At 40.5% G+C, this 25,980-nt stretch carries 24 protein-coding genes; 20 read left to right on the plus strand and 4 right to left on the minus strand.

Annotated elements, in window-relative coordinates:
* Positions 1 to 67: 67 nt before the first annotated feature.
* A complete protein-coding gene (locus SG0102_RS03350) occupies positions 68 to 1,486 on the minus strand; it encodes an amino acid permease (protein WP_125118646.1) in 1,419 nt (472 codons plus the stop codon).
* A gap of 220 nt (positions 1,487 to 1,706) precedes the next feature.
* Positions 1,707 to 2,549, minus strand: coding sequence for a GGDEF domain-containing protein (locus tag SG0102_RS03355; protein ID WP_157982961.1), 843 nt, complete (start codon positions 2,547 to 2,549; stop codon positions 1,707 to 1,709).
* 150 nt (positions 2,550 to 2,699) lie between these two features.
* On the opposite strand from SG0102_RS03355, the gene SG0102_RS03360 reads away from it, so the two are divergent.
* The 19 genes from SG0102_RS03360 (at position 2,700) to SG0102_RS03450 (ending at position 23,723) form a co-directional block, all read left to right on the plus strand.
* Positions 2,700 to 3,098 (plus strand): hypothetical protein, encoded by a 399-nt coding sequence (locus SG0102_RS03360; RefSeq protein WP_125118648.1) that lies wholly within the window; start codon positions 2,700 to 2,702, stop codon positions 3,096 to 3,098.
* Positions 3,098 to 3,595, plus strand: a complete 498-nt coding sequence (locus SG0102_RS03365; protein WP_125118649.1) for a YcxB family protein — start codon at positions 3,098 to 3,100, stop codon at positions 3,593 to 3,595. Before SG0102_RS03360 ends, SG0102_RS03365 begins: the two co-directional genes overlap by 1 nt.
* Before the next feature lie 127 nt (positions 3,596 to 3,722).
* Entirely contained in the window at positions 3,723 to 4,910 is a 1,188-nt protein-coding gene (locus SG0102_RS03370) for a phosphoglycerate kinase (RefSeq protein WP_125118650.1), read from the plus strand.
* A gap of 23 nt (positions 4,911 to 4,933) precedes the next feature.
* On the plus strand, positions 4,934 to 5,680 hold the full coding sequence (gene tpiA, locus SG0102_RS03375) for a triose-phosphate isomerase (RefSeq protein ID WP_125118651.1): 747 nt from the start codon (positions 4,934 to 4,936) through the stop codon (positions 5,678 to 5,680).
* 469 nt (positions 5,681 to 6,149) lie between these two features.
* The gene (iscB, locus tag SG0102_RS03380; RefSeq protein WP_125118652.1) at positions 6,150 to 7,493 is read left to right on the plus strand and encodes an RNA-guided endonuclease IscB; all 1,344 of its coding nucleotides are present in this window, start codon (positions 6,150 to 6,152) and stop codon (positions 7,491 to 7,493) included.
* Between the two features lie 30 nt (positions 7,494 to 7,523).
* A complete protein-coding gene (locus SG0102_RS03385) occupies positions 7,524 to 8,006 on the plus strand; it encodes an AAA family ATPase (RefSeq protein ID WP_269461210.1) in 483 nt (160 codons plus the stop codon).
* A 72-nt stretch (positions 8,007 to 8,078) separates the two neighbouring features.
* Positions 8,079 to 9,479 carry an ISL3 family transposase gene (locus SG0102_RS03390; RefSeq protein ID WP_125118654.1) on the plus strand — a complete coding sequence of 467 codons (1,401 nt, stop codon included), beginning with the start codon at positions 8,079 to 8,081 and terminating at the stop codon, positions 9,477 to 9,479.
* A gap of 25 nt (positions 9,480 to 9,504) precedes the next feature.
* On the plus strand, positions 9,505 to 9,966 hold the full coding sequence (locus SG0102_RS03395) for an AAA family ATPase (RefSeq protein ID WP_269461201.1): 462 nt from the start codon (positions 9,505 to 9,507) through the stop codon (positions 9,964 to 9,966).
* A gap of 66 nt (positions 9,967 to 10,032) precedes the next feature.
* A complete protein-coding gene (locus tag SG0102_RS03400; protein ID WP_125118656.1) occupies positions 10,033 to 10,698 on the plus strand; it encodes a PD-(D/E)XK nuclease domain-containing protein in 666 nt (221 codons plus the stop codon).
* Between the two features lie 216 nt (positions 10,699 to 10,914).
* The gene (gene adhE, locus SG0102_RS03405) at positions 10,915 to 13,656 is read left to right on the plus strand and encodes a bifunctional acetaldehyde-CoA/alcohol dehydrogenase (RefSeq protein WP_125118657.1); all 2,742 of its coding nucleotides are present in this window, start codon (positions 10,915 to 10,917) and stop codon (positions 13,654 to 13,656) included.
* 139 nt (positions 13,657 to 13,795) lie between these two features.
* A complete protein-coding gene (locus SG0102_RS03410) occupies positions 13,796 to 16,768 on the plus strand; it encodes an EAL domain-containing protein (protein WP_125118658.1) in 2,973 nt (990 codons plus the stop codon).
* A gap of 62 nt (positions 16,769 to 16,830) precedes the next feature.
* Entirely contained in the window at positions 16,831 to 17,022 is a 192-nt protein-coding gene (locus SG0102_RS03415) for a hypothetical protein (protein WP_125118659.1), read from the plus strand.
* 122 nt (positions 17,023 to 17,144) lie between these two features.
* Positions 17,145 to 18,284 (plus strand): ABC transporter permease, encoded by a 1,140-nt coding sequence (locus SG0102_RS03420; RefSeq protein ID WP_125118660.1) that lies wholly within the window; start codon positions 17,145 to 17,147, stop codon positions 18,282 to 18,284.
* A 116-nt stretch (positions 18,285 to 18,400) separates the two neighbouring features.
* Positions 18,401 to 18,580 carry a hypothetical protein gene (locus SG0102_RS03425; protein ID WP_125118661.1) on the plus strand — a complete coding sequence of 60 codons (180 nt, stop codon included), beginning with the start codon at positions 18,401 to 18,403 and terminating at the stop codon, positions 18,578 to 18,580.
* Positions 18,567 to 18,998, plus strand: coding sequence for an IS200/IS605 family transposase (gene tnpA / locus SG0102_RS03430; RefSeq protein ID WP_125118662.1), 432 nt, complete (start codon positions 18,567 to 18,569; stop codon positions 18,996 to 18,998). The genes SG0102_RS03425 and tnpA overlap by 14 nt, the downstream gene beginning before the upstream one ends.
* Positions 18,976 to 20,598: a hypothetical protein gene (locus tag SG0102_RS03435; RefSeq protein ID WP_197715067.1), complete on the plus strand. Its 1,623-nt coding sequence runs from the start codon at positions 18,976 to 18,978 to the stop codon at positions 20,596 to 20,598. The genes tnpA and SG0102_RS03435 overlap by 23 nt, the downstream gene beginning before the upstream one ends.
* A gap of 273 nt (positions 20,599 to 20,871) precedes the next feature.
* The gene (locus SG0102_RS03440) at positions 20,872 to 21,144 is read left to right on the plus strand and encodes a hypothetical protein (protein ID WP_162300176.1); all 273 of its coding nucleotides are present in this window, start codon (positions 20,872 to 20,874) and stop codon (positions 21,142 to 21,144) included.
* A gap of 2 nt (positions 21,145 to 21,146) precedes the next feature.
* Positions 21,147 to 21,821, plus strand: a complete 675-nt coding sequence (locus SG0102_RS03445; RefSeq protein ID WP_125118664.1) for an ABC transporter ATP-binding protein — start codon at positions 21,147 to 21,149, stop codon at positions 21,819 to 21,821.
* Between the two features lie 276 nt (positions 21,822 to 22,097).
* Complete coding sequence (locus SG0102_RS03450) at positions 22,098 to 23,723, plus strand: peptide ABC transporter substrate-binding protein (protein WP_157982963.1); 1,626 nt, start codon at positions 22,098 to 22,100, stop codon at positions 23,721 to 23,723.
* Between the two features lie 227 nt (positions 23,724 to 23,950).
* On the opposite strand, the gene SG0102_RS03455 is transcribed toward SG0102_RS03450, so the two are convergent.
* Entirely contained in the window at positions 23,951 to 24,214 is a 264-nt protein-coding gene (locus SG0102_RS03455; RefSeq protein ID WP_125118666.1) for a hypothetical protein, read from the minus strand.
* Between the two features lie 9 nt (positions 24,215 to 24,223).
* Entirely contained in the window at positions 24,224 to 25,012 is a 789-nt protein-coding gene (locus tag SG0102_RS03460) for a Cof-type HAD-IIB family hydrolase (RefSeq protein WP_125118667.1), read from the minus strand.
* A 116-nt stretch (positions 25,013 to 25,128) separates the two neighbouring features.
* Between SG0102_RS03460 and SG0102_RS03465 the strand changes: the two genes are divergently transcribed.
* On the plus strand, positions 25,129 to 25,980 hold the full coding sequence (locus SG0102_RS03465) for a sulfide/dihydroorotate dehydrogenase-like FAD/NAD-binding protein (protein WP_125118668.1): 852 nt from the start codon (positions 25,129 to 25,131) through the stop codon (positions 25,978 to 25,980).

Here is a 25,980-nt window from a genome sequence, read left to right on the forward strand (position 1 = left end):
TACCTCCATGTTGTATTATAAAACAAGAATATCCTTTTGGAAAACCAAAAGGATATCGCAAATGTTATTAAGCTTGTTCGTGTTTCGCGATGGCTGGCATGATTAAACCTAAAGCGAATAAGATGAGCGGGGTGATGATCTTTAATACCATGGTGAAGGTATCCGTATCATACATCCCCATAATATCGCAGGCTGCTGTGACGACAAAACACCAGATGCCGAAGAATTTGGCAACGGCCTGTGATTTGAAAGCACGATATTCTGGTTTAAACTTCGCATAGTTGGTTGCGTTTCTTAAGGCAATGTAGGCTAAGAATACCCATAAGTAACGCAGCGTCATAGCGACGGAGTTTAATTTTGTCAGCTGGGTTAAGATGACATCCGCATTTGGTACGAAGCCCTGGACTAAGATGATCGCTCCAGATAAGATAACGACTAACCAGATCCCGTTGACATAAGCGCCATATTTGTTTTGTTTTAATAATTTCTTTGGAATGAACTGACGCGCATCTTCGTTATCTAATAACATTCTTAATGGCGCATCGATGGACAGGATCAGGGTTGAGAACTGACCGATGGCATTACAGATAGCGTAGATAATCATTAATAAGTCACCCATATGATAATACTGACCTAATTTCTGGAAAGCCCAGTAAGAACCGTTCGCATTATAAGCATCAAAGTTTTTCATGATGTCTTTTGGATCGAACATCAGGCCCATGGCAATGGTTCCTAGGATCGCGCAGACGGCGACCATGATCGCTAAGGTGATCATTGATCTTGGGAATTCCTTTTCTGGTTTCTCGAGTTTATTGACGTAAGGGGAAATCTTTTCACAGCCCCCTACCGCAAAGACAAGAATTGATAAAGACGTAAAGTATTTGACGTTAAATTGTGGGACTAAGTTCTTTAACGAAAAGTCTAATGATGCAAAGTGCGCACCAGGGTTGATCGCTGGGGCCGCAAACATCATCACGATGTAAAGTAAGGACATGACAAACATTGATGTCCCGGCAATCGATGTTAAAGCTTTTAAAGGCGTTAAACCACGTGATGCGATATAACAGAATAATAAGAAGACACCTAAGGTGGCTAACTGAATCGCCCATGGTTTAAAAGACGCAAATGTTTCCGCATTGCGGAAAATTACCCATGATAATGCTTTTAAACCGCCTGATCCCTTTGAGGCGATATAAGTGATATGGCATGCCCAGTAAGTAAATCCGGCATAGTATGCCATTTTTGGACCCATGGTTTCGTGGATCCAGGAACTGACGCCGCCGCCAGCTTCCTTGAATGCTGAACCAAGTTCACCAACCATTAAGGCATAAGGCACGAAATAGAGGGCGAACATCAGGATCCAGCTGAAGATGACCTGAATACCGTTGAAATAGATAAAGCCGTTTAAGACGTTACCAAATCCCCAAACGGTAGAGAAGGCCATGAATGCAAGAGTCGACCATTTGATTCGTTTCGATTGATCCATATTGTTCCTCCTAAATGTAATTATGTGGTGTAAGCGTATACACCTTTTTTCTCCTACAAGGGATATTATATCATAAAATACATCATTTGGAAATATAATTAATTTTGTTTAGAAAATATAGGAATATAATAAAAGAATAATGGATATTTTCGTGAAATGAAAAATTCTTGTATTAAAAAATTCACAAGAAAAAAATAAAAGCATGAACATCAGTTCATGCTTAGCGGATAATCAGCGCATCGCCACGCGCTTTCGCCTGTTCTAATGCATCTTCGGCGATTGGCAGCAGCGCTGAAGCGGTTGCAGCTTCTTCAAAGCAGGCGCCAATAGAGACGGAAATGCGTAAATTGGGGAAATCATCGTTCGCATAGGCGTGAACGATACTTTGGACATCCTTTAATCGTTCGACAAAATGAATCTCTTCAATATTGCGGAAAACAATCAGGAAATCATCACCGCCATAGCGGATCGCGACATCCTCATGGCGTAATCGCAGTTTAATGACCTGAGAAACGAAAATAATAGCTTCATCCCCAGCCGCGCGACCGAAATTCTTATTGATCTGGCGAAGATGATCGATATTGACAATGGCGACGCCGCTGCAAGGCAAGTCTTTGACTTGTTCGTGAAAGTAGCGACGATTAAAGAGGCCGGTTTCATAATTGGTATATTTTTCGTGGTTATTCTCGACCATATCACTGATAAAGTCAGTGCTTGTATTTCCAACCGTGAGCTGACCATGGATTTTTAATGCACATTCAAGCACGTAAGGATATTGATCCACTTCGACATATTTGGTTAAAACGAAGTAGGGATCACGACCGATGAATTCGATTTTGGTCTCATCTTTATGTTTCGTAAACGTTTCGAGAGAAATACAATTCTCGCACCGCTGATCTTTCTGGAAAGAACGGAAACAGTAGTCGTGTCTTTTTTCATTACTGCCGCTGAGAGCATTTTCAATGCATGGCTCAAGCTGAGTTGGATTGATCAGTCTGACAACATCAAAGATCTCTTGGAGACTGATGATCAGCTGACCCATTTCTTCAGTGGTTTTTTTCATAGACATCCTTCCTTTTATATATCTATTATTTTAATAACGTTTTCTCTACATTTCAACATTTACACGCTTTTGTGAAAAAAGGAAAGTGCTTTGTCGGCTTGTCAAAAAGAAGAATCGTGCGATATAATGGAGGCAAAGAGAGGAGTACTTATGAGAAAGCTGAAACTTTATACAAATATTGAAAAAATGTCTCCTGATGCAGCGGCCAATGAAGAGGTGGAACAGCGCTTGTCGATTATGAACACCGGAAAGGTCGTTTTAACGAGTTCTTTATATGGTGAAGGCTATGGCAAATACCGCAAAGGCCGGAAAGAAGAAGTGATGATTGATCCCGCAGTTGTGGAAGAAATCTTCCAGGAAGTGGAAAACTTTTTTGCCAGTCAGCCGGTTTATAATATTATTCCTGGCTTTGGCATGTGGGAGATGTCAATGGTGGGCGAACACAACCGGGCCAAACAGTATTTTGGGGCAACCAGCGGGGTGTATAATGATTTGACCCAGTTTATTGCTCGACGGATTCCCATTGCGAATCTGATGGTCTTTAAATAATGTTTAAAAATCAGTATCAGCCCAATCGTCAGATGTATAAAGAATACGTTGTCAAAATTTTGATGCGGGGCTATATTGTGCGCGGGATTGTATTGATTATGATTGCCGACGTTACCTGCGTTTTGTTAATCAGACGTTCGCCGGTGATAGCTGTGTTAGAAGGGATTGCTGGCGGGATTATCCTGCTGAGCTTATTACTGATGCCAGATGCGATCACGCGATCGCTGTTAACACAGGATCAAGGCATCGAAGGGCTGCCGCTTTGTACCATTGTTTTTTATGAAGACTATATCGCGTTAACCCTGCCGCGTGCGCAAAGCAGTATTGACTACGCTTTGATCGATGCGGTGTATAGTTTGAAAACCTGTTATGTCTTAAAGGTGAATCGGAACACTTATATTGTCAAAAAAGGGTGCTTTGTGGAAGGGGATGAAAGCCTTTTTGCGGCTTTTTTACTCGATCGCTGCCCGAACGTTGACCACTTGATTAAGAAATAAGGAGCCTGGCTTCTTATTTTTTTGTGCTTCCTGTAAAGTTTACGTAAATAGTATTTTGGTAAGGCTTTGATTTTATTGAAATGACAAATTTTGAGTGATATAATGGCACCATGGAGGACAGATAAAAATGGATAAATTAACTATCAGAGATATTGATGTAACTAACAAAACAGTACTTGTTCGTGTTGACTTCAATGTCCCACTTAAAGACGAAGGAAAAGCAATTTCAGATGACAACAGAATTGTCGCTGCTTTACCAACAATCAACTATTTATTAGATCACAATCCTAAAGCTGTAGTATTATTCTCACACTTAGGAAAAATTAAGAAAGAAGAAGACAAAGCGAAAAACAACATGGCTGTTGTAGCACCTCGTTTAGCTGAATTACTTGGCCGTGATGTTGAATTCGTTGATGCAACTCGTGGCGAAAAATTAGAAAACGCCATCAAAGAAGCACATGATGGTCAGGTTATCTTAGTTCAGAACACACGTTATGAACCAGGTGAAACTAAAAATGATCCTGAATTAGGTAAATACTGGGCATCACTTGGTGATGTATTCGTAGAAGATGCATTCGGTTCAGTACATAGAGCTCATGCTTCTACTGTAGGTATCCCAACATACTTACATCCTGCAGCTGCTGGTTTCTTACTTGAAAAAGAAATCGCTTATATCGGCAAAGCTGTCAATGATCCAGAAAGACCATTAGTAGCAATCTTAGGTGGTTCTAAGGTTTCTTCTAAGATCGGTGTTATTAACAACTTATTAAAAGTTGCTGATAAAGTTATCATCGGTGGCGGTATGGCCTTCACTTTCTATGCAGCTAAAGGCTTAAAGACTGGTTCTTCATTAGTTGAAGAAGACAAGATCGATTTAGCTAAAGAATACATCGAAAAAGGCGGAGACAAATTACTCTTACCTGTTGATGCTGTATGTAATACAGCTTTCGCTAACGAAGGCGATATTAAAACAATCGAAGGTGACATCCCTGATGGATACATGGGCTTAGACATCGGTCCTAAATCAATCGAAAACATCAAGAACGCTCTTGTTGGCGCTAAGACAGTTATCTGGAACGGTCCAATGGGCGTATTCGAAATGTCTAACTTCGCTAATGGTACAATCGAAGTATGTAAAGCTTTAGCAGCTTTAGATGGTGCTAATACAATTATCGGTGGTGGCGATTCCGCAGCTGCTGTTAAACAGTTAGGCTTCGCAGACAAGGTATCTCATATCTCTACAGGTGGAGGCGCTTCACTTGAATATATGGAAGGTAAAGTATTACCTGGTATCGCCGCTGTTGATGACAAATAATTGAGTTAAGGGAGATCAGTATAATGGCTAGAAAACCAATCGTAGTTGGAAACTGGAAAATGAACAAAACTATCGCTGAAACAAAAGCATTCGTAGCAGCGGTAGATGATAAATTAAATGATAAGGCTGACTGGGGAATCGCAACTCCTTACTTAGACTTACCTGCAGCTAAAGAAGCAAAACATTTAATTGTTGCAGCTGAAGATATGCACTTCAAAGATAGCGGTGCATACACTGGTGCTGTATCAGCTGCTATGTTAAAGGAAATCGGTGTTGACTGGACAATCTTAGGTCACTCTGAAAGAAGACAGTATTTCGGTGAAACTGATGAAACTGTTAACTTAAAAATGTTACAGGCTTTAAAGAATGGCATCAACCCAATCGTTTGTGTTGGTGAATCTGAAGCTCAGTATGATGCTGGCGAAACACATGATGTTGTAAAGACTCAGGTTGTCGCTGCATACAAAGACGTCGCAAAAGAAGACGTTGAAAAGACTGTTATTGCTTACGAACCAATCTGGGCAATCGGTACTGGTAAAACAGCTACTAACGAAATCGCTCAGGATGTTTGCGGCTATATCAGAAGCGTAGTTGCTGAATTATATGGTCAGGAAACAGCTGATAAAGTAAGAATTCAGTATGGTGGATCAGTAAAACCTAATACGATCAAAGAATTACTTGCTCAGCCTGATATCGATGGCGCTTTAGTTGGTGGAGCTTCATTAAAAGAAGATTCTTACTTAGCTATGGTTGCTGCTTTAGATGACTAATCATTGATAATAGAAGAAGGGGGAATGTCCTCCTTCTTTTTTTCTTCTCTTTGCAAAGATAATGTTAAGGAGAGGTGATTGATTAAGTCAACTACCCGCGACTAAAGTCGCAGGCTTGTCTCGCGCAGGCCTAAGACTGGCGTCGGTACATACGTACTAGCTGATTAGCCTAATGTGTTTCGGGCACTATGTTATCCGCAAAAATACAGGCACCTGGGGATTCTTCCCACGTCCCTTGCTCTGTGACATGCATTAAACATCTCTGACGGGCAGGAGAAGTGTGCATGTCATACATAACTGTGATAACCTTGGCGATGGGAACTACCCTGAAAGGGAGAAGCTGCATATATACTGCCTCCGGCAAGCGTATGCAGGCGTGCGTAAGCACACACTTATTCATCAATCTTAGTTCAGCTGATTAAGTTTATATATTCAAACGTTATTATTTTACAGGAAAGGAGGAATTTCCATGAGCGTATGCGTTGTAGCACCGGATAAAAAGCCGCTGATGCCGACAAGCGAGTACCGTGCAAGAAAGCTGCTGAAAAGCGGTAAGGCTGTTATCTTTAAGTATAAGCCGTTCACGATCATGCTTACAAGAATCGTAAGCGAGAATATGCAGCCGATCGAGTACTGCTGCGATACGGGATACAAACATATTGGTGTATCCATCAAATCAGAAAAACACGAGTATTTTGACTGCCAATTTGACATGCTTCAGGATGAGAAGAAGCGGCACGATGACTGTCGGAAAATGCGCCGCGCAAGAAGAAACAGGCGTCGCTACAGAAAGCCCCGTTTTGATAATCGGACAGCTTCCAAAAAGGAAGGATGGCTGGCGCCGTCGCTGAGAAACATCCGTGATCAGCATATCCGTATTTTTGAGCGGTTCCTTGAGGTCATGCCGATAGTCTCAGCCACGTTTGAAATGGGCTCGTTTGACGTCCACGCCATGCATGAGTTTGAGGCAACAGGCACCGTGCTTAAAGGCGATGATTATCAGAAGGGGCCGCGATACGGCATGAACACGTTGAGAAAAGCCGTTTTCTATCGTGACAATTACACATGCCAGGTGTGCGGGGAAACCGCGGATGAAGGCGCTATTCTGAGAGTGCATCATATCGACTTCGAAACAGGCGATCATACGAACCGCATGAGCAATCTGCTGACTGTCTGCACAAAATGCCATACTTCGGCAAACCACAAGCCGGGCGGAAAGCTGTACGACCTGAAGCCTAGGACGAAGCCGTTTAACGGCGCAGCCTTCATGAACGCTGTCAGATGGCAGATGTTCAGAACGCTGAAAAGCACCCACCCTGATTTAGAATGGCACATGACATATGGCGCTGCTACGCAGGAGGCAAGAAGAGTCCTACACCTTGAAAAGTCGCATGCCAATGACGCCTACGCCATGGGAGAATTCCATCCAAGACGCAGGACGCCTTTTATGCATTTTCAGAAGCTGAGACGGAATAACCGCATCCTTGAAAAATTCTTTGATGCAAAATACGTTGATGCGCGAGACGGCAAGACAAAGAAAGGTGCAGAGCTGTCATGCGGAAGCGAGTCAAGACACTCCGAGAAGAACCTTCGCGTATTCAGAGAGCGGAAAGTTTCGAAAGGCAGACGCGTGATCAGAAGAAGCCACTATACACTGCGTCCTGGCGATACTGTTGTTATTGGCGGAGAGAAGCATAGGGCAAAGGGCGTTCATAACAAAGGCACATATGTTGTGACAGACGCCAAGAAGTCAGTGCCTGTTAAGAAAGTAGAGAAGATTATTCATGCAGGTGGGTATATGCCTGTTAAATAGAGAAGGAGGATGGCACAATTCCTCCTGCGAATGAATTCGCAGGTATCCTTGTGCCTATATATCAATGAAGTCTCATTATATACAAGACCACGACGTTTTGGAAAATCAATGAATATGAGTATGCTCTATTATTTCTTTAGTATCAAAGAAAAAGACAATGCCCATTTGTTTGATCATTTAAAAATCACTGCTGAGAAAGAAGCAATGAAGCATCAGAATCGTTATCCAGTGATCAATTTATCATTAAAGACGATGATCGATGATACGTTTGAATTGAATTTGAAATCGTATCAAAACCTCATTTCTAATTATTTGGGCACGCATCTTGAATTACTTGATTTAAAAAACTTAGATGAATATGATCGAATGCGACTTAAGGAGCTTCGCGAACAAAGGGCTGATGTGACACTGCTTAAGGACTCATTAAGATTATTAACAGAATGTTTATACAAATATTGGGTCTGTACTTTTTCCTATGGAGTAGGTTGTACACAATTAATTCCAAAATATTGAAATAAAAAGAGGTCTACCGTATGATAGTGACTGTATCTTGGCGGATATAAGTAACTAACAAGGAGACCTCAAATGGATTATACACAATTAGCTATTAACACTCAATCTAAAAATACAATCATTGATGATGGATATCTGAAGATTCCTAACACATTAACTGGGTTTATTAATACTGACACTGAAATTGAAGATGATCCTAAGAAAGCCGATCACAAGATCATTGTCTATAAGGGCATTCAGACTGTTTCGGATGAGGATAGAATCTGTGAGTGCTGTGGTGCTCACATGTACAAGAACATGATCTGCGCTCCTACAAGAATCAAGCACTTCAGCTACGGCCCAACAAGCACGGTTGTGGAAGTCAGCCTTAATCAGATGCAGTGTACAAATCCTGAATGTAATGCTACAAAGATGCAGGGTGTTCCATTCAAGTCAAAGCACCATCGCATTACTAAGGCTCTTGAAGAATTCATTGAAAAGCTCCTCGGCAGAGCCTCATTCACTCTTAAGAGCATCTCAGAGCTTACAGGAGTTGGTAAGAATATTGTTAAGGCCATTGACCTTAGAAGACTAAAGAGACTCTATACCGTTGATGGAAAAACTCTTAGAAAGCCGCAAAAGTTCTGCAAATACCTTGGAATTGATGAATTCAAGCTTCATAACGGCTACAAGTATGCCACTCACATCATTGATATGGAAACAGGAAATGTTCTCTGGATCGCCAGAGGAAAGTCTAAGCAGGTTGTCTATGACTTCATTGACTATGTCGGTGAGGAATGGATGGATCATGTTGAGGCCATCGGCTGTGACATGAACAGCGACTTTGAGGAAGCGTTTGAGGAAAGATGTACTCATATACAGCCTGTTTTTGACTACTTTCATATTGTAAAGAACATGAATGAAAAGCTGATCAATGAAATCAGAAAGGATGAGCAGGCACGTCTTATCGCTGAAGGAAATATGGAAGCTGCTAAGCATCTTAAGAAGTCTAAGCACGTTTTATGCTCAAAGAAGGCAACGCGTGACAGGAAGGATGAGGCTGCTCAGAAAGGCATTGTGAAGCAGAAAAAGTCAGATCTGTTTAACCTTCCAGAAATCAAGGCTATCGGTGGGTGGAACGATAAGTTTGATCTTCTTATTAAAGAAAATGAGCTGCTGTTCAAAGCTGATCTTATCAAAGAAAAGATAACAGCAGCCTATCAGGAAGATCATGAATGGAAAATGGCTAAACAGATTATTGAGATCATTGATCTATGCAATGAGACAAAGAATGAACATTTCATTTGGTTTGCTAATCTTCTTTCCAATCATTTTGAAGGTATCATAGCTCATGCAACAATCAAAATCACAAGTTCTAAAATTGAAGGAATTAACAACCGCATTAAGACAATACGTCGAATGGGTTATGGCTATCCTGATGATGAATATTTCTTCTTGAAAATCATTGATATGAGTCGAAGAAATCCGCTATAGGGAAATTAGCTATTCCATAGGAAAAGTGATTGAGCCCAAATATTACCACGCTCGTGTGATCATTTTAATTGATGAGTATGATGTACCACTCAAAGCTGCATATGAAGCTAGCAGAGATCATCATAATACATATTATCAGAATATGACATCTTTTCTAAGAAGCGTTCTGCTTAGTGCCCTAAAGGATAATGAATATTTAGAACGGGCCGTCTTCACAGGCTGCTTAAGGATTGCCAAGGAAAGTATTTTTACTGGTATGAATAACTTTCATGTATACTCCTTAATGGATCCCGTTTCAGCAGTAGATTTTGGTTTTACCCAAGAAGAAATGGATGAGACCTTACGATATTATCATTTAGAAAAGGATTCTCCATTAATTAAAGAATGGTATGATGGCTACAGCTTTGGTGGGGTGGATATTTATAATCCATGGAGTACCTTTCAATATCTTTTTAACGTTCTTTATGGTGGTGTTCATCAGCCATAAGCATTTTGGGTTAATACCTCTGATAATAGTATTATACGATACTATTTATCTCATGCCGATGCGCAAATGAAAGATGATTTTGAACAATTGATGCAAGGAAATTCTATTAAAAAGAGAATTAAGGAAAATTTGACGTGTCAAGATATGGATGATAGAGAATCTATTTATTCATTTCTGCTTTATACGGGCTATCTTAAAGCTGTGCAAGTTTCGGAAAATCAAACCTTTTTACTAACGATCCCAAATAAAGAAGTGAAGCAGGTTTATGAAGATTGTTTCTATGATTGCTTTAAACCACTTTATAAAAAGACCGGCGAGGAGTTCTTTCAGGCATTATTAGAAGAAAATGTCATGAAGGCAATAGAACTGCTTAATAATATTTTAATAGAATCAATGAGTTATTATGATGCTAAAGAAAGCTTTTATCATGGCTTTTTAGCTGGCTTACTTCACAATGATCGTTATGAATTACAGCCAAATCATGAAGCTGGGAGAGGACGCTTCGATTTAGCCTTGATTCCTCGTCTTCCTTTTGGAACAGGAATCATTATTGAATGTAAGTACTCAAGAAAAGAAAGTGATCGTTTTACTATGTGTGATTCAGCATGTGCACAAATTGTAAGCAAAGAATATGTAAAGGCTTTTACAAAGGGGTATAATATGCTTGCCTATGGAATTGCATTTGCAAAGAAAAAGGCTTACATTAAGGAAGTGCATCATGATTTAGAATGATATAGAATGTAAAGCAATGATAACAAATTTTGTTCATTATGATAATGTAAGCATGTTACATTTAGAATAATGACAAAGTGTAAACGCTAACGCGATAGTAATTTACTAATACGTTTAATATTTCACATATAACTATTGCAATGTATGAAACGTTCATGTATGATTACATCAGCGAGTGAAAAGAATTTAACCGTGAATTATTTGGAGGAATAAAAAATGGCTGAAAAAAAAGAAAACGTAGAAGTCAAAGAATGGCAAACCGAAGAACAAATTGATGCTTGCATTGATACAATGGTTAAAAAAGCATTAGTGGCTTTGGACAAGTTTGAACAGATGGATCAGGAACAGATCGACTACATCGTTGCAAAGATGTCAGTAGCTGGCCTTGATCACCATGGTAAATTAGCAGAATTAGCTGTTAATGAAACGGGCCGTGGGGTCTTTGAAGACAAAGCTGTTAAAAACTTATTCGCCTGCGAATATGTAACTAACAACATGAGACATACCAAAACTGTTGGTATCATCCGTGAAGATGAATTAACTGGAATTACTGAAATCGCTGAACCAGTTGGTGTTATCTGCGGGATCGTTCCTGTCACTAACCCAACTTCAACAGCAATCTTCAAGTCTTTAATCTCTATGAAGACAAGAAACCCAATTATCTTCTCATTCCATCCAGGTGCACATGATTCATCTGTCGCAGCTGCGAAGGTTATGTATGATGCAGCAGTAGCGGCTGGGGCACCTAAAGACTGTATCCAGTGGTTACCAATGAAACCAGCTAACGTTGCGGCTGGCTCATTATTAATGCATGCCACAAACGCATTAATGAATCATCCAGGTGTTGCTACAATCTTAGCAACTGGTGGTAATGCGATGGTTAAGGCTGCATACTCATGTGGTAAACCTGCATTAGGTGTAGGGGCTGGTAACGTTCCTGCATATGTAGAAAAATCTTGTAAATTAAAAATGGCTGCCAATGATGTTTATTTATCAAAGACATTCGATAACGGGATGATCTGTGCATCTGAACAGAACGTTATCGTTGATAAAGAAATCTATGATGAATTCAAAGCAGAATTAGGCAGATATCATGTATACTATGCAAACGCTGAAGAAAAGAAGAAACTTGAAAAATTCATGTTCGGTTATGAAGCTTACAGCGATGGCGTAGAAAATGCGAAATTAAATGGTGTTGTAGCTGGTAAAAATGCGACTTGGATCGCTCAGCAGTCTGGTTTCGAAGTCCCAGCAGACACGCAGATGATTGTTGTAGAATGTAATGAAATTGGTCCTAACGAACCAATGACAAGAGAAAAATTATCTCCAGTTTTAGCCATGGAACGTGCTGAAAGTACTGAAGATGGTATTAGCAAAGCGGAAGCTTCTGTAGAATTCAATGGTTTAGGCCATTCCGCTGCGATCCATACAACAAACCATGATATTACTGTAGAATTTGGTAAACGTGTAAAAGCGATCCGTATTATTGAAAATGCCCCATCTACATTTGGTGGTATCGGTTCAGTATACAATGCCTTCTTACCTTCATTAACACTTGGCTGTGGTTCTTATGGTCACAACTCAGTTTCAAATAACGTAAGTACGGCTAACTTATTAAATATTAAGAGAATTGGGAGACGTAATAACAATATGCAGTGGGTTAAACTTCCTCCAAAGATCTACTTTGAACGTAATTCAATTAGATACTTAAGAGATATGAGAGTAATGAACAAAGCCATGATTATCACTGACCGTTCAATGTATAACCTTGGCTATGTAGGCAAGATCGAAGACGTTATTCGTCGTAGAAGAAATAAAGTTGACTTAGAATTATTCTTAGATGTACAGTCTGACCCAACTCTTGAAGTTGTTCAGGCCGGTGTTGAATTAATGAGAAGCTTCGCTCCTGATACAATCATCGCTTTAGGTGGTGGTAGCTCAATGGATGCAGCTAAAGTTATGTGGTTAATGTATGAACACCCAGAAGTTAACTTCGATGATATCAAACAGAAATTCATGGATATCCGTAAGAGAGCTATTAAGTTCCCTGAACTTGGTAAGAAAGCTAAGTTAGTAGCGATCCCAACAACTTCAGGTACTGGTGCTGAAGTGACACCATTCGCAATCATTACAGATACAAGAAACAACGTTAAGTATGCCTTAACTGACTACTCATTAACACCAACAATCGCAATCAACGATCCAGAATTTACAATGTCTGTACCAGCAACAATCGCTGCTGACACTGGTATCGATGTCTTAACACATGCGATGGAAGCTTATGTTTCAATCTTAGCTTCAGACTATACTGATGGCTGGGCTAAACAGGCTGTTAAGTTAGTATTCGAAAACTTAGAAAAATCAGTCTTAACTGGTGATCCAGAAGCCAGAATTAAGATGCACAATGCGGCTACCATCGCTGGTATGGCATTCGCTAATGCCTTCTTAGGTATGAACCACTCTATGGCTCATAAGATCGGTGGCGAATGGCATGTACCTCATGGACGTGCTAACGGTATCTTATTACCATTCGTAATCAGATATAATGGTACAGTTCCAACTAAGTTAAATGTATGGCCAAAGATCGAAAATTACAAAGCTGACCATAAATATCGTGAATTAGCAGAATTAATCGGCTTAAAACCTCAGAGTGATGCAGAAGGTGTAGAAATGTTCGCTGAAGCTGTAGAACAGTTATGGGTTAAAGTCGGTGGTGCGACTAACATTAAATCACAGGGTATCGACCGTGATGCTTGGATGGAATCAGTCCACAGAATGGCTATGAACGCTTATGAAGATCAGTGTACACCTGCTAACCCAAGAATGCCTATCGTTAAAGATATGGAAGAAATCTTAACTAAGATTTACGATTACGAAACACCTTACAAGGATTTATATCCTGAATTCGCTAAGGAAAGAGATGCAAGAAACGCAGCTCGTCAGGCAAAAAAGAAATAAAATTGTAAAGGATCGATGCTGAAGCATCGATCTTTTTTGCGCTTCGCAAAAAATGATTATTTATCCATCCTTTTTCTGATATGGATATGATATAATTGAAGTCATAGATATATTATTTTTTGTTTTTGGGGAGAGACTTATGACGAATAAAAATAAATTTTCTGGGTGTTATGTGATCAATGATACATTTGATGTCGTCAATTTTAATGATGTCGCTAAAGAGACTTATCCTTCGCTTATAAAAGGGAAGAAATGTTACAAATGTTTAATGGATAGTGAGGCACCATGTGATGTCTGTCCGATTGTCAATGAGGTGAAAGGTCCCAAAGTCTACTTTGATCCGATTCGCCATATTTATGAGACGGTGGATGCCATCAATCTGCCACTATCTGATGGCAGCATTGGTCATGCTTTGATCTTTAGTACTACCGGGGAGCGTGAAGCCGTTTCACGGCAGCTGCCAACAACAGAAAAAGAACTGCGGGCTTTGTTAAATCAGCATAAATATGACAAACTGACAGAGCATTTATCACGTGAAGGTTTCATTGAAGAAGCGGATGCTTTATTTCACCGGCAGACGCCATCGGATTATGCGGTGGCAGTCTTTGATATTTACAATTTTAAAGCCATCAATGATATCTTTGGCATCGATGGCGGTGATCAGCTTTTACGCTTTGTCCTGGAAAAAATCGATGACAGCTTCTTAGCACCAGAGATCAGTGCACGTCTGGAATCCGACTGGTTTGTTTTTCTCATCAGACGCGATCACTTCAGATGGGAAGACTTAGATGATCTTCTAAAAATAAAATATGTGTATCACGGTCGCACGATCCACCTGCAGTTACGCTGTGGAATTTACTTTGTCGAAGCGCCTTCGACAAGTGCATCGCAGATGGTGGAATGGGCGATTACCGCTAAGCAGAATGTTGATCGCGATAGCCGGCATCAGTATACATTTTATGAGCCTCAGATGAGCTTTGATCAAATCAGCGAAGCGCAGATGCTGATCGATTTTAAAAAAAGCATCAAAGAGCATCATTTTAAAGTATACTATCAGCCCATTATTTCATTGCATACTGGAAAGATCCATGCGGCAGAAGCACTGGTCCGCTGGCAGCATCCGGAAATGGGATTCATTTCTCCTGAAGCGTTCATTAATCTTTTTGAAAAAAATGGTCTGATTACGGAACTAGATCATTATGTTTTAGAACAGGTTTATGCGTTTCAGAAAAAGCGGCTGGATGTCCATCAGTTAGTCGTTCCTGTTTCAGTGAATTTATCATGGCAGGATTTCTATTATGATCATCTGATGGATCAGATCATGACGCTGACAAAAAATAACGATTTGCCTGAAGGGCTCATTAATTTTGAAGTCGTAGAAACATCTATGGCTGCCCTTGAACAAAATGCGAATTATTTACTGGAACAGATCAAAGAAACCGGGGCGAGACTGCTCCTGGATGATTTTGGGACGGGTTATTCTTCTTTTAGTATTCTTGGCAATTATCCTTTTGATGTGATCAAGATCGATCGCAGTTTTATCATTCAGATCGAGACGGATCAGAAAATGCGTTCGATTGTTGCATCGATCATTCAAATGGCCCATAGTGTCAATATGAAGACGGTGGCCGAAGGGGTTGAAACAGAGCAACAGCTTCATTTCCTTCAGCAGGAAGGCTGTGATTATATCCAGGGTTATTATTTTTCTAAGCCTTTATCAGAAAAGGACTATTTTGATTTCTTAGATGCTGATCTGTCATGGCCTTTAACATGGGAAAGCAGAGCGTTTAATAGTGATCAGGAATTAGCCTGTATGCAGGATCTGCTAGATCATTCGGATTTATTTGTTTTGGTTACTGATCCTGAAGATTATACGATGGTTTACGCCAATACGGCGACACGCCAGCTATCACTCCACCCTAAAAGTCCTTACAAAGGGAGAAAGTGCTATGACTATATGTTTGGCTTTCAGGCACCCTGCAGCCGCTGTCCAATGCATAAAATGAGCCATGAGAAGGTCAAAGAGATGGAAGTGGATGACGGGAAATGTATTTTTCAGATGACTTACCGTTATACTACTTGGGCAGGGCGGCGTGTGTTTATCGAAAACGGCCGTGATGTCACCGATACAAAAAATGCGGAGCGTCGCTATACCAATCGTGTCAAAGACATTTTAGCGAACATTCCTGATGGGCAGGGCGTTTTCCATGTTGATTTGACGACTGATACATGGATGAGTTCTGATGGCCATGCCCAGAATGCCAGAGATATGCAGAATATGGCCAATGTCGATGCACTGATTCATCAGATTGCCTCCTTTGTGCCAGAGCCGGCGGGTCAGGAAAAATTCTTTGCAACTTTCTGCCGCCAGGCCCTTTTGGAGGCTTATGCCTCTCAGCGTTATCAGGTGCTTTTAGAAACAAATTCTTATTATGATGATGGTAAAGTCAGATGGTCACGCATTATTGCCAATCTGATTGAAAATCCATGTAATGAGCATATTGAATGTATTATTTATGGCATCGATATTTCAGATGAAAAAATACGCCTTGAAGAGCTGCGGTTAAAAGAAAAGCAGACTAGGCTTGAAGAAGAGGTTAATGAAGTCAAAGAACTTTATAACCAGGCGGATCATGATCGCCGTGTGGACTTTCTGACCGGTCTTTATAATCGCTTAGATCTTTTTGAAACAATGAAGAAGTCGCTATCGGGGGCTTTTCCGACCATTACAGCCATGTATATGCTTGATATCGATAACTTCAAGCAGATCAATGATACCTATGGCCATAGCGTTGGCGATCTGTGCTTAAAACAGCTTGGTTCCTTTCTCATTACGTTTGGTGAAACCCATCATATGAGTTTTTATCGCTACGGCGGTGAGGAATTTTTAGGAGTGGGGCTGAGTGAGAGTGATCCTCAGGAGCTCTCTCACGAGCTGTTAGAAGAGATCCGTATGATCGCCATTCCACTGTCTTCTCATAAGTGCATTTATATGACGGTTTCTATTGGCTATACCACCAATAATAGCCGTTATGAGAAAATGATTGATCTGGCTGATCAGGCCATGTATCTGGCCAAAAAGCAGGGGAAGAACCGCGTTGTTGGACACTAATAAACAAGGTCATGACAAGTCTTTCATAAAGTTATATACTTGCTATAGGAGCAGATGATTTTATGAAGATTTTTAAGAGTGTTGATGTGATCATTGCGATCTTATATGTAATAGCCGTAGCGTTAATGATTTATCGTTTCGTAAAATATAAAGCCTCACTATTTTTAATGGTGATGATGGTTATTTTACTTATTGCCTCAATAGCGCGAGTGATTTATAAGGTTTGGAAATATCGTCAAAGTATGGGAGAGTAACGCTGCTCTCCCTTTTTATTTTCCCATAATACGAAAGCCATTTCATAGAAAATCCCATAACCCTTTGAATTTTCTCTTGTGATGATCTTCTACAATGAAACTGTCAAAAGGAGGAATTCAAAATGGTTTTGAAAAATGCTTTGTTAAGCATTAAAAAGAGCATCGGGAAGTCATTACTTCTCTTGGTGATTATGGCTTTAATTGCGAACCTGGTATTAGCCGGCTTAGCGATTAAAAAGGCAACGGAAAAATCAATGGCGCAGGTGCGTAGCTCAATGGGAGCCACGGTGACATTATCTTATAACATGCAGAAATTAATGCAAAATCGCAAGAAAGGGGCTTCCATGGCTTCTGTTATGAAGGCGATGAAGATGTCTACCGCGGATCAGTTAAAGCATCTGAAATATGTCCAAAGCTATAACTATAGCACTTCTGTAGGGGTGAATTCATCTTCCATTGATCCTGTAAAAGTATCAAATTCATCATCATCTAATACCCAGCAAGGAACATCGCCAGGGAAAGCAAGGTCATCTGGTAGTGCCCAAAATAAAATGACTGAAACATCATTTAGTGTTTCTGGGAATACGACGATGAAAAAAATCTCTTCGTTCACTAATGGCAGTTACAAACTCATCAGTGGTCGTTTGTTAAATAGCAATGATGATGGCAAGAATTATGCAGTCATCTCGTCGGCATTAGCGAGTGATAACGACTTAAAGGTTGGTTCGTCATTTAAAGTGTATTCGACAACTTCTTCTGGAAAGAAGACATATGTCACTTTAAAAGTTATCGGTATTTATAAAATTCAATCTTCAAGTGCATCAATGGATAATATGTCTGATCGCCAGAATCCTTATAACACGATTTATACACCATTAAAAACAGCGCAGACATTAAATCATTCAACCACAACGATTACGAGTGCAACGTATTATCTTGATGATCCCGCCCATACTTCTGCCTTCGCTAAATTAGCGAAGAAAACTTCGATTAACTGGAATACCTATGCGCTGCAGACCAGTGATGAAGCTTATGAAGCGAGTGTCTCTTCTTTAAAGAACATGGAGAAATTCGCCAATATCTTCTTAGTTGTCGTCATCGCGGCGGGGGCGATTATTCTGGCTTTCATTCTTATTTTAACTTTACGTTCTCGTTTCTATGAATTTGGTGTGTTCTTATCTTTAGGGGAATCAAAAGCCGCTATTATTGCCCAGCAGTTAGTGGAAGTCGGCCTGATTGCGGTGCTTGCCTTTATGTTATAAATCAGCGGCGAAAACCCCACGGCTTGCCGTGGGGATGAAAGCCGCTTTTTTTTATGATTTTGTAGACAGAAACATAGATAGGATATATAATATAGATAGATTAAGGAGGATATGCTATGTCTAAATCAAAAAACGTTCAGGTTAATATATCAATTCCCAAAGAATGGAAGGACGAGCTTGAAAATATTGCTCGCATCTATTCAGTTGAAGAAGGAAAGAAGGTAACTTTTCTTGAGCTGATGCGAAGAGGCATTCAGGAAAAGTACCAGCTTGGTGATCCTGATGAGAAACGGTGATCAGTATCACAGCGCAGCACACTGCCGGTATCTGACACAGTACCATATTATATGGTGCCCAAAATTCAGATATTCAGTGCTCGGCGATGAAGCCGGAGACATGCTCAAGAAAATACTTGCAGACATTTGCAGCAGATACAGCTACAGCATTAAAGCGCTGGAAGTCATGCCTGACCACATTCATATTTTTGTGGACTGCCCCCAGACTGTAGCGCCGTGCGACATAGTCAGAACCCTCAAATCATTAAGTGCAGTTGAAATGTTCAGAGCCTTTCCCAAACTGAAGCGTTTTTATGCGAAATGCGGGAAACTGTGGTCTGACGGATATTTTATATCAACTGTCGGTCATATAAGCGAAACGACGGTTCAGAAATATATAGAGGAGCAGAAGAGCCATGAGAGAAAGAAAGAAATGTAAGCTGACAGATTACCAAAAGCAGCTGCGCCAGTACCATAAAAACTCGCCAAGACACGTTCTTGTCCTTGAGGCGGATATCCCCTACCAGGACAGATGCAGAATTTTTCACTATGCTGATCTTGTGCGCAAAGCCGGCAACGAACTTGTCGGAATTATGAAAAATAATCTTGAGCAGCTGACACGCACAAAGAAATACAGATATTTCAACAGGGAATATGGGAAATGCAAGGCGGCTGAAGACGAGGACGGTCTTAAGGCTGCTGCCAAAAAGCTAAAGGAGCTTCAGCAGTCATATAATGTTACATTTGACTTCTGCAGAAAGGCTATGGTTCCTCTTGATAATAAGTATGGCATTGATGCAGTATTCGGACTCACAAAAGCCGAGGATGTGTGGCGCGGAGTTGAAAAATGCCTGTATTCAGGTGGAAAAGACATTCACTTTTCAAAGCGTGGGGATCTTCCATGCATCAGAGCAAAACAGATTAACAGAGGCATCATCATGAAAGCGAGGGAAGACTCTCTGACATTTTCGTTTCATGGAATGACATTTGGCGTTCTGGTAAAGGACAGATTCGAAAGCGATGAAGTCAGCGCTGTTCTTTCGTACATGAACGATCCTGAAGCCAGCGACAGAGCTGCAGTCAGCGCGATGAATGCTTCCGGCGAAATTATCAGCACATATAGACCGTGTTACGTATCTTTGTCATGCTCAGTCATCAGAGGAAAAATGAGAGTCTTCGTTCACATAACAATCGAAGGCAGATCCGTTACAAAATACAACAGATTCGGATGCAGAAGACATAAGCTGGGACATGGCGTTGTAGGATGTGACATCGGCACTCAGACAATTGCCTATACATCTGATACTGAAGTTGGTCTTAGGAATCTTGCCGAAAGAGGCTCTTCTGTCTCAGAGAATGAAAGAAAAGAGCGTCTGCTCCTTCGCTCAATGGATAGGTCGAAAAGAGCTACGAATCCTGACAACTACAACGCTGACGGCACGATCAGAAAAGGGCCCAAGAAATGGAAGTTCTCCCGCAGATATATGAAGCTGAAAGCAAAGCATACCGAGCTCTGCCGCATCAATGCGGTTAACAGGCATCTTGCTATTAACGAGGAGGTTAATCATCTGAGAAGCCTAGGTGATATCTTTGTAACAGAGCCGAAGAACACGAAGAAGCTTCAGAAGCGCTCCACAAAGGATGGCACAGATAAAAACGGCAGATGCACCAGAAAGAAGCGGTTTGGAAAGTCTGTTAAGAACAGATGCCCCGGCTATTTTCAGACGCAGGCAGAACAAAAGTTTGCCTGCTATATAGAAGTTCCTAATAACTATCGTGCAAGCCAGTACGATCACACATCAGACAGCTATATTAAAAAAGAGCTGTCGCAGCGCATGTACAGTCTTTCGGACGGAACGGCTGTTCAGAGAGACTGGTATTCCTCATATCTGCTCTACAGTATTGATACTGTGAACATGACGATTGACAAATCAAAATGCATTACTGGATTCAGTGACAAGTACGCAAAGGAACGTGCTATGATCAGCTGGATTATAAAGAATAAGATTCGGGTGTTGAACAGCGGAATAAGATTTTAGAGATGTTCAGTTCAGTGCCGAGGGGAACCTGACTGCGTTTCCCGTGTGAAAGCACAAAGACGGCCGATAATGTGTCCAGTGGGATGCTTGACCGTCAGGTTAGCTGCTCCGGCAGAAAGACAGATGTGCTGAAGTCCGCACTGTTTCCTTCGCGAAATAGTGCCGTGCGATTGTACGCCTTCTGCAGAATGCCGCCAGAGAACCCCCACGGCTTGCCGTGGGGAGCAGTCAGCACTAGGAACTGGCAAGATGGTAGCCAACAGCATTTCCTCAATGCTCACAAGTACCTCTACTCAGACAACCGTTTCTGCCTCTTCATCACAGAAAGGCCCATCTGGTCCGGGCGCTCAAGGCGGTCCTGGCCGGATGATGCAAAATGCCATGACTTCTCCAACGAATAAGCAGTTAGATGTCTCTGTGAGTGCTTCGGTCATTGGTGAATTAGCTGGTGTCAGTTGCGCCATCTGTCTGCTTTCGATCGCTGTGCCATCTAGCTATATCTTACGTCTGTCACCACGACAAATTTTAATGAAGAAGGAGGGCTAAAGATGAGTTTATTAACGTTTAAAGATGTCAGCTATTATTATCAGGATGGCAGAAAACGTGTCGATATTCTAAGTCAGGCCAACTATCGCTTTGAAAAAGGAAAAACGTATGCCATTGTTGGTGCTTCGGGCAGCGGAAAAACAACGTCGATTTCATTAGCAGGCGGCCTTGATGTGCCTAAAGAAGGAGAGATTCTTTATCAGGATCAGTCTTTAAAAAAGATTGGTCTTAATAAATATCGACGTCAGAATGTCTCTATTGTCTTCCAGTCTTATAATCTGATTACGTATATGAATGCGTGTCAGAATGTCGTCAATGCGATGGAGATTGCCCATATCCAGGAAAGTCATAAAAAGCAGAAAGCGTTGGATATTCTGGCAAGCTTAGGTTTAAGCAAAGAGGAAGCAACGCGTGATATCCGCAAGTTATCTGGCGGTCAGCAGCAGCGTATTGCCATTGCCAGGGCGATCGCGAAAGATGTTGCTTTGATTCTTTGTGATGAACCAACTGGTAACTTAGATCAGGATACATCAAAAGGTATAATAGATACCTTTATCCAGTTAGCACATGAACACAATAAATGTGTCATCATTGTCACGCATGATCCCCAGTTAGCTCGACAAATGGATCACTCTCTTGCTATTCAAAATGGTCAATTGGTTGAAACTGTCTCTTAAGAGGCAGTTTTTTTCGCTTGTACGTTTTTTCTTTAGATGAAGTTCTTGGTTTGATATGATGGTGTTGAAAAGTACAGTCTTATGGTTTCAAAAAAATAAAGATGCATACGAACACATTTAATAAGACGATGCTTATGGGTGATGTATTTGTCTTTGCAATGATCATCATACACCTTGTGAAAAAAGAAAATTTTGATGTGCACACAGATTGACAAGAATGATGATATTGTGTATTATCAGATTAACCTAGTGAGTAATAGGGTAAGGAGGATATTTATGAAAAGAATTATTGGTGCGACGCTCAGCTTAGTGACTGCTTTTTCTTTAACCGCTTGTGGCAATAGCGGCAGTAAAGCTGAATCATTCAACTATGCTTTAAACTCTGATATCAGTTCATTAGATACATCAGCTGTTGATGATGAAGGTTCTATTGTTGTTTTAAAGCAGAGTATTGAAGGTTTAATGGTCAATGATGCCAAAGGGAATACGATTCCTGGGATGGCTAAAAAGATCACCAAAAGCAAGAACGGTTTAACATATACCTTTACTTTACGCGATGCGAAGTGGAGTAATGGTGATCAAGTCAAAGCCGAAGACTTTGTTTATGCATGGCAGCGTATTTTTAAAGAAGCGGGTTCCTATGAATATATGTTTGGTTCAAGTGCCGCAAATATTAAAAATGCGGACGCCTTATCGGCAAAACAGGAAGCTGGCAAGACGTTAACACAGAAAGATTTAAATAGCTTAGGTATCAAAGCAAAAGATGATCATACTGTAGTTGTAAATTTGGAAAAGAAAGTGGCTTTCTTTGAACAACTGATGACATTTACATGCTTTAGACCTATTGATGCGTCTTTTGCGAAGAAACAAGGCAAAAGTTACGGTAAGAGCGTCAAATCCTTTGTCTCTAATGGTCCTTTCAAAGTGACGTCATGGACAAAAGGGTCAAAAATTGTTTTAGCCAAGAATAAAGATTACTATGATGCCAATAAAGTAGAATTAGATAACCTGACCATTCATTTGGCTCAGGATGCTAAAAGTGCGGCGAGTGCTTTTGAAAATGGAACGGTAGACTTATTCCATGTGGATAGCTCATTAGTCAGCAAGTATAAGAAGAAAGCAGGTTACTTTACTTACAATACTGGTTTTGAATACTATCTTTCATTAAACTTAAAGAATAAAGCTTTAGCGAATAAGAATATTCGTTATGCCTTATCTTACGCGATCAATAAAAAAGATTTTGCGGATAACATCTTAGGAGATGGCTCAAGTGCCGCAAAAGGCTTTGTCCTTTCTGATTTAGCGAATTCTCCTAGCGGGAAAGAATTCAGAAGTCAGGCCGGGAACTGGCAGACATTATCTTATAATCAGCAGAAAGCGCAGGAATATCTCAACAAAGGCTTAAAAGAATTAGGTAAGAAATCGATTACTTTAGATGTTTTATATGGTTCTGACGAAGAAACAATGAAACAGTTAGCAACCTTTGTCCAGTCTTCATTAAAGAAATTAAAAGGCGTTAAGATTAATGTTACAGCGACAGTAAAAGAAGACCGTACGGGTAATAAAATGCCAAATGGTGAATATGATATTGCCTGCACACGCTGGGGTCCAGATTATCAGGATCCAACAACATTCCTCAACCTTTTAACAAAAGGGAATCAGAATAACTTTGGTAAATATGATTCGAAAGCTTACAACAAACAGATGAACATTGTGAAAAACAGTGATAACATGACAACAAGATGGAATGCCATGATCAAAGCAGATCAGATTCTCTCACAGGATTTACCAATTATCCCTGTTTATGAAAAAGCTGGGGCCATGATGATGAATAAAGACTATACTGGCTTTATCAATAAACCAGTCATTGGTACTATCTTTAAATATGTCCATAAGAAATAGACCTTTTCGAAGGTCTTTTTTTATATAATTTATCAAATGATCATTAAAGAAGATGCTTAATGATTTTGCTTTTTGGCGCATGAAAAGTAGTTATGTAAAGAATAGATCTTAACCTTATTTTTCTATATATTTGAGAGCATTGTCTATAAGAAAAAGGCAGTAAGCTATGGGATTACTGCCAGAAAAATAAAATTCATGTCAATGAGGTGAATGCCTAGGCATTCACCTTAATGGCGTGGATGAAAATCGAGATAGTAGGCATAATCGACAATCCACATATCATCACTATAGCCAGGGGCACAAGGGATGGAATGCGTGGGGATATCTTCCTTGATATGCTCATAAATTTCTGCGAGTGGATAATCACCATGACCAACGTTGTTGTAGTCGATGACATAACAGAACCATCCTTCGTAGTAACATTCGATCATATTATAACAATTATCGGCGATATCATAATATTTGCTTAAACGACATTTTTGTGCGTCCATATTGACCTCCTAAAAAAGCTTAAAATGTTTGAGGGCACGATAAATCCCATCATCATTGATATCTGATGTCTTATAAGTGACATGATCAAAAATGGCAGGGTTACTATTGCCCATCGCAATGGATTCCTTGGTATATTCTAACATCGCGAGGTCGTTTGTGGAATCCCCTACGGAAATTGTATTTTCCCAAGGAATGCCTAAATACTCAATAATCTTTTGAATGCCTGTTGCTTTCGAATAGCCTTTAGGGGCATTTTCCACAAAGTTGTCAGCTCTTTGGATAAAGGTCAGATCATTGGCAAATGTTTTCTTAAAGGTTTCAATATCACTATCACAAAAATACCAGCAGGCCATTTTATCAAAAGAATAAACATCATGGGCATGATAATCTTTGACATTGAAGCCTTGATTCATATAGCGCTCGCGGAAATGAATGTTCAGGGGATCACGTAAGTGTTCTGGATAATAAACCCCATCACGGGATTCCAGGACGTTTTCTAAACGGCAGGCAATCGAGACATCAATGATTTTTTTACAGAGATCAAGGGGTAAGGGATGGTAAAAGATCTCTTTTCCCTGGTAGTAAATATCAGTGCCCAGACCGCAAATAAAGCCATCGACATCCAGGTTTTTGATCTGCTTTTCGATAAAAGCGTTACAGCGGCCCGTATTAATAAACATCAGATGGCCATTTGATCGCGCTAAGGCTAGGGCCTTTAAAGTGCTTTCTGGAATGGTGAAAGTATCCTCTGTGGAGAGGGTGCCATCGATGTCAAAAAAGACAATTTTTCTATTCATTTTTCGTATTCTCCTTAATATTACCCTGCTATCTTATCCTGAAAACGCTCACCTTGCAATTGTTAATTGTGAAAGGTTATGTTAAAATAGCACGTATAAAGGAGTGTAAATAAACTATGTACGAAATTACTAGAAAAGTTATTTTGAACGACGCTGCGTTCGAAGTAGATGTTTATGCCCCTCGAGTTGCGAAAAAAGCGCAGCCAGGGCAGTTCATCATCGCACGCGTTGGTGAAGATGGAGAACGTATTCCACTTACGATTGGCGATTATGATCGCGAGAAAGGAACAATTACGCTCGTTATTCAAGCGGTTGGTTTTTCAACCAAACAGATGGCTAAATTAGAAGTAGGCGACAGCTTTACTGACTTTGTTGGACCATTAGGTGAACCAACCAAATTAAACCCTGAATGGAAACATGTCATCGGGGTGGCTGGCGGGATCGGTAGTGCCCCAGTCTATCCGCAGTTAAGAGCCTTAGCAGAAATGGGTGTTCATGTCGATGTCATCATCGGCGGCCGTGCAAAACAGTATGTTTTATGGGCTGATAAGTTTGCACAGTTCTGTGATCATGTGTATATTGCGACCGATAATGGGGAAGTCGGGACAAAAGGCTTTGTCACAAATGTTTTACAGGATCGCATTGATGCTGGTGACCAGATTGACTGCGTCATTGCGATTGGTCCCGTAATCATGATGAAGAACGTTGTTCGTGTGACAAAACCTCACAATATTGCCACTTCGGTTTCTTTAAACCCAATTATGGTTGATGGCACCGGGATGTGCGGCTGCTGCCGTGTCACCGTTGATGGCAAAGTGAAATTTGCCTGTGTCGATGGTCCAGACTTTGATGGTCTGAATGTTGATTTCGATCAGTTAATGGAAAGACAGAGATTCTTCAAGAAAGAAGAAAAATATGTTGATGAACATGCTGATCGTATCTGTGATCTGATGAGAGGAGTCGAATAA

The sequence above is a fragment of the Intestinibaculum porci genome (genome assembly GCF_003925875.1).
GTDB classification, from domain to species: Bacteria; Bacillota_I; Bacilli_A; order Erysipelotrichales; family Coprobacillaceae; genus Intestinibaculum; species Intestinibaculum porci.

What these genes read in the sequence shown, in the direction of transcription:
- SG0102_RS03350 (WP_125118646.1), bottom strand. Translation starts at nt 1,486, where the DNA reads ATGGATCAATCGAAACGAATCAAATGGTCGACTCTTGCATTCATGGCC.
- SG0102_RS03355 (WP_157982961.1), bottom strand. Translation starts at nt 2,549, where the DNA reads ATGAAAAAAACCACTGAAGAAATGGGTCAGCTGATCATCAGTCTCCAA.
- SG0102_RS03360 (WP_125118648.1), top strand. Translation starts at nt 2,700, where the DNA reads ATGAGAAAGCTGAAACTTTATACAAATATTGAAAAAATGTCTCCTGAT.
- SG0102_RS03365 (WP_125118649.1), top strand. Translation starts at nt 3,098, where the DNA reads ATGTTTAAAAATCAGTATCAGCCCAATCGTCAGATGTATAAAGAATAC.
- SG0102_RS03370 (WP_125118650.1), top strand. Translation starts at nt 3,723, where the DNA reads ATGGATAAATTAACTATCAGAGATATTGATGTAACTAACAAAACAGTA.
- tpiA (WP_125118651.1), top strand. Translation starts at nt 4,934, where the DNA reads ATGGCTAGAAAACCAATCGTAGTTGGAAACTGGAAAATGAACAAAACT.
- iscB (WP_125118652.1), top strand. Translation starts at nt 6,150, where the DNA reads ATGAGCGTATGCGTTGTAGCACCGGATAAAAAGCCGCTGATGCCGACA.
- SG0102_RS03385 (WP_269461210.1), top strand. Translation starts at nt 7,524, where the DNA reads ATGAATTCGCAGGTATCCTTGTGCCTATATATCAATGAAGTCTCATTA.
- SG0102_RS03390 (WP_125118654.1), top strand. Translation starts at nt 8,079, where the DNA reads ATGGATTATACACAATTAGCTATTAACACTCAATCTAAAAATACAATC.
- SG0102_RS03400 (WP_125118656.1), top strand. Translation starts at nt 10,033, where the DNA reads ATGAAAGATGATTTTGAACAATTGATGCAAGGAAATTCTATTAAAAAG.
- adhE (WP_125118657.1), top strand. Translation starts at nt 10,915, where the DNA reads ATGGCTGAAAAAAAAGAAAACGTAGAAGTCAAAGAATGGCAAACCGAA.
- SG0102_RS03410 (WP_125118658.1), top strand. Translation starts at nt 13,796, where the DNA reads ATGACGAATAAAAATAAATTTTCTGGGTGTTATGTGATCAATGATACA.
- SG0102_RS03415 (WP_125118659.1), top strand. Translation starts at nt 16,831, where the DNA reads ATGAAGATTTTTAAGAGTGTTGATGTGATCATTGCGATCTTATATGTA.
- SG0102_RS03420 (WP_125118660.1), top strand. Translation starts at nt 17,145, where the DNA reads ATGGTTTTGAAAAATGCTTTGTTAAGCATTAAAAAGAGCATCGGGAAG.
- SG0102_RS03425 (WP_125118661.1), top strand. Translation starts at nt 18,401, where the DNA reads ATGTCTAAATCAAAAAACGTTCAGGTTAATATATCAATTCCCAAAGAA.
- tnpA (WP_125118662.1), top strand. Translation starts at nt 18,567, where the DNA reads ATGAGAAACGGTGATCAGTATCACAGCGCAGCACACTGCCGGTATCTG.
- SG0102_RS03435 (WP_197715067.1), top strand. Translation starts at nt 18,976, where the DNA reads ATGAGAGAAAGAAAGAAATGTAAGCTGACAGATTACCAAAAGCAGCTG.
- SG0102_RS03440 (WP_162300176.1), top strand. Translation starts at nt 20,872, where the DNA reads ATGCTCACAAGTACCTCTACTCAGACAACCGTTTCTGCCTCTTCATCA.
- SG0102_RS03445 (WP_125118664.1), top strand. Translation starts at nt 21,147, where the DNA reads ATGAGTTTATTAACGTTTAAAGATGTCAGCTATTATTATCAGGATGGC.
- SG0102_RS03450 (WP_157982963.1), top strand. Translation starts at nt 22,098, where the DNA reads ATGAAAAGAATTATTGGTGCGACGCTCAGCTTAGTGACTGCTTTTTCT.
- SG0102_RS03455 (WP_125118666.1), bottom strand. Translation starts at nt 24,214, where the DNA reads ATGGACGCACAAAAATGTCGTTTAAGCAAATATTATGATATCGCCGAT.
- SG0102_RS03460 (WP_125118667.1), bottom strand. Translation starts at nt 25,012, where the DNA reads ATGAATAGAAAAATTGTCTTTTTTGACATCGATGGCACCCTCTCCACA.
- SG0102_RS03465 (WP_125118668.1), top strand. Translation starts at nt 25,129, where the DNA reads ATGTACGAAATTACTAGAAAAGTTATTTTGAACGACGCTGCGTTCGAA.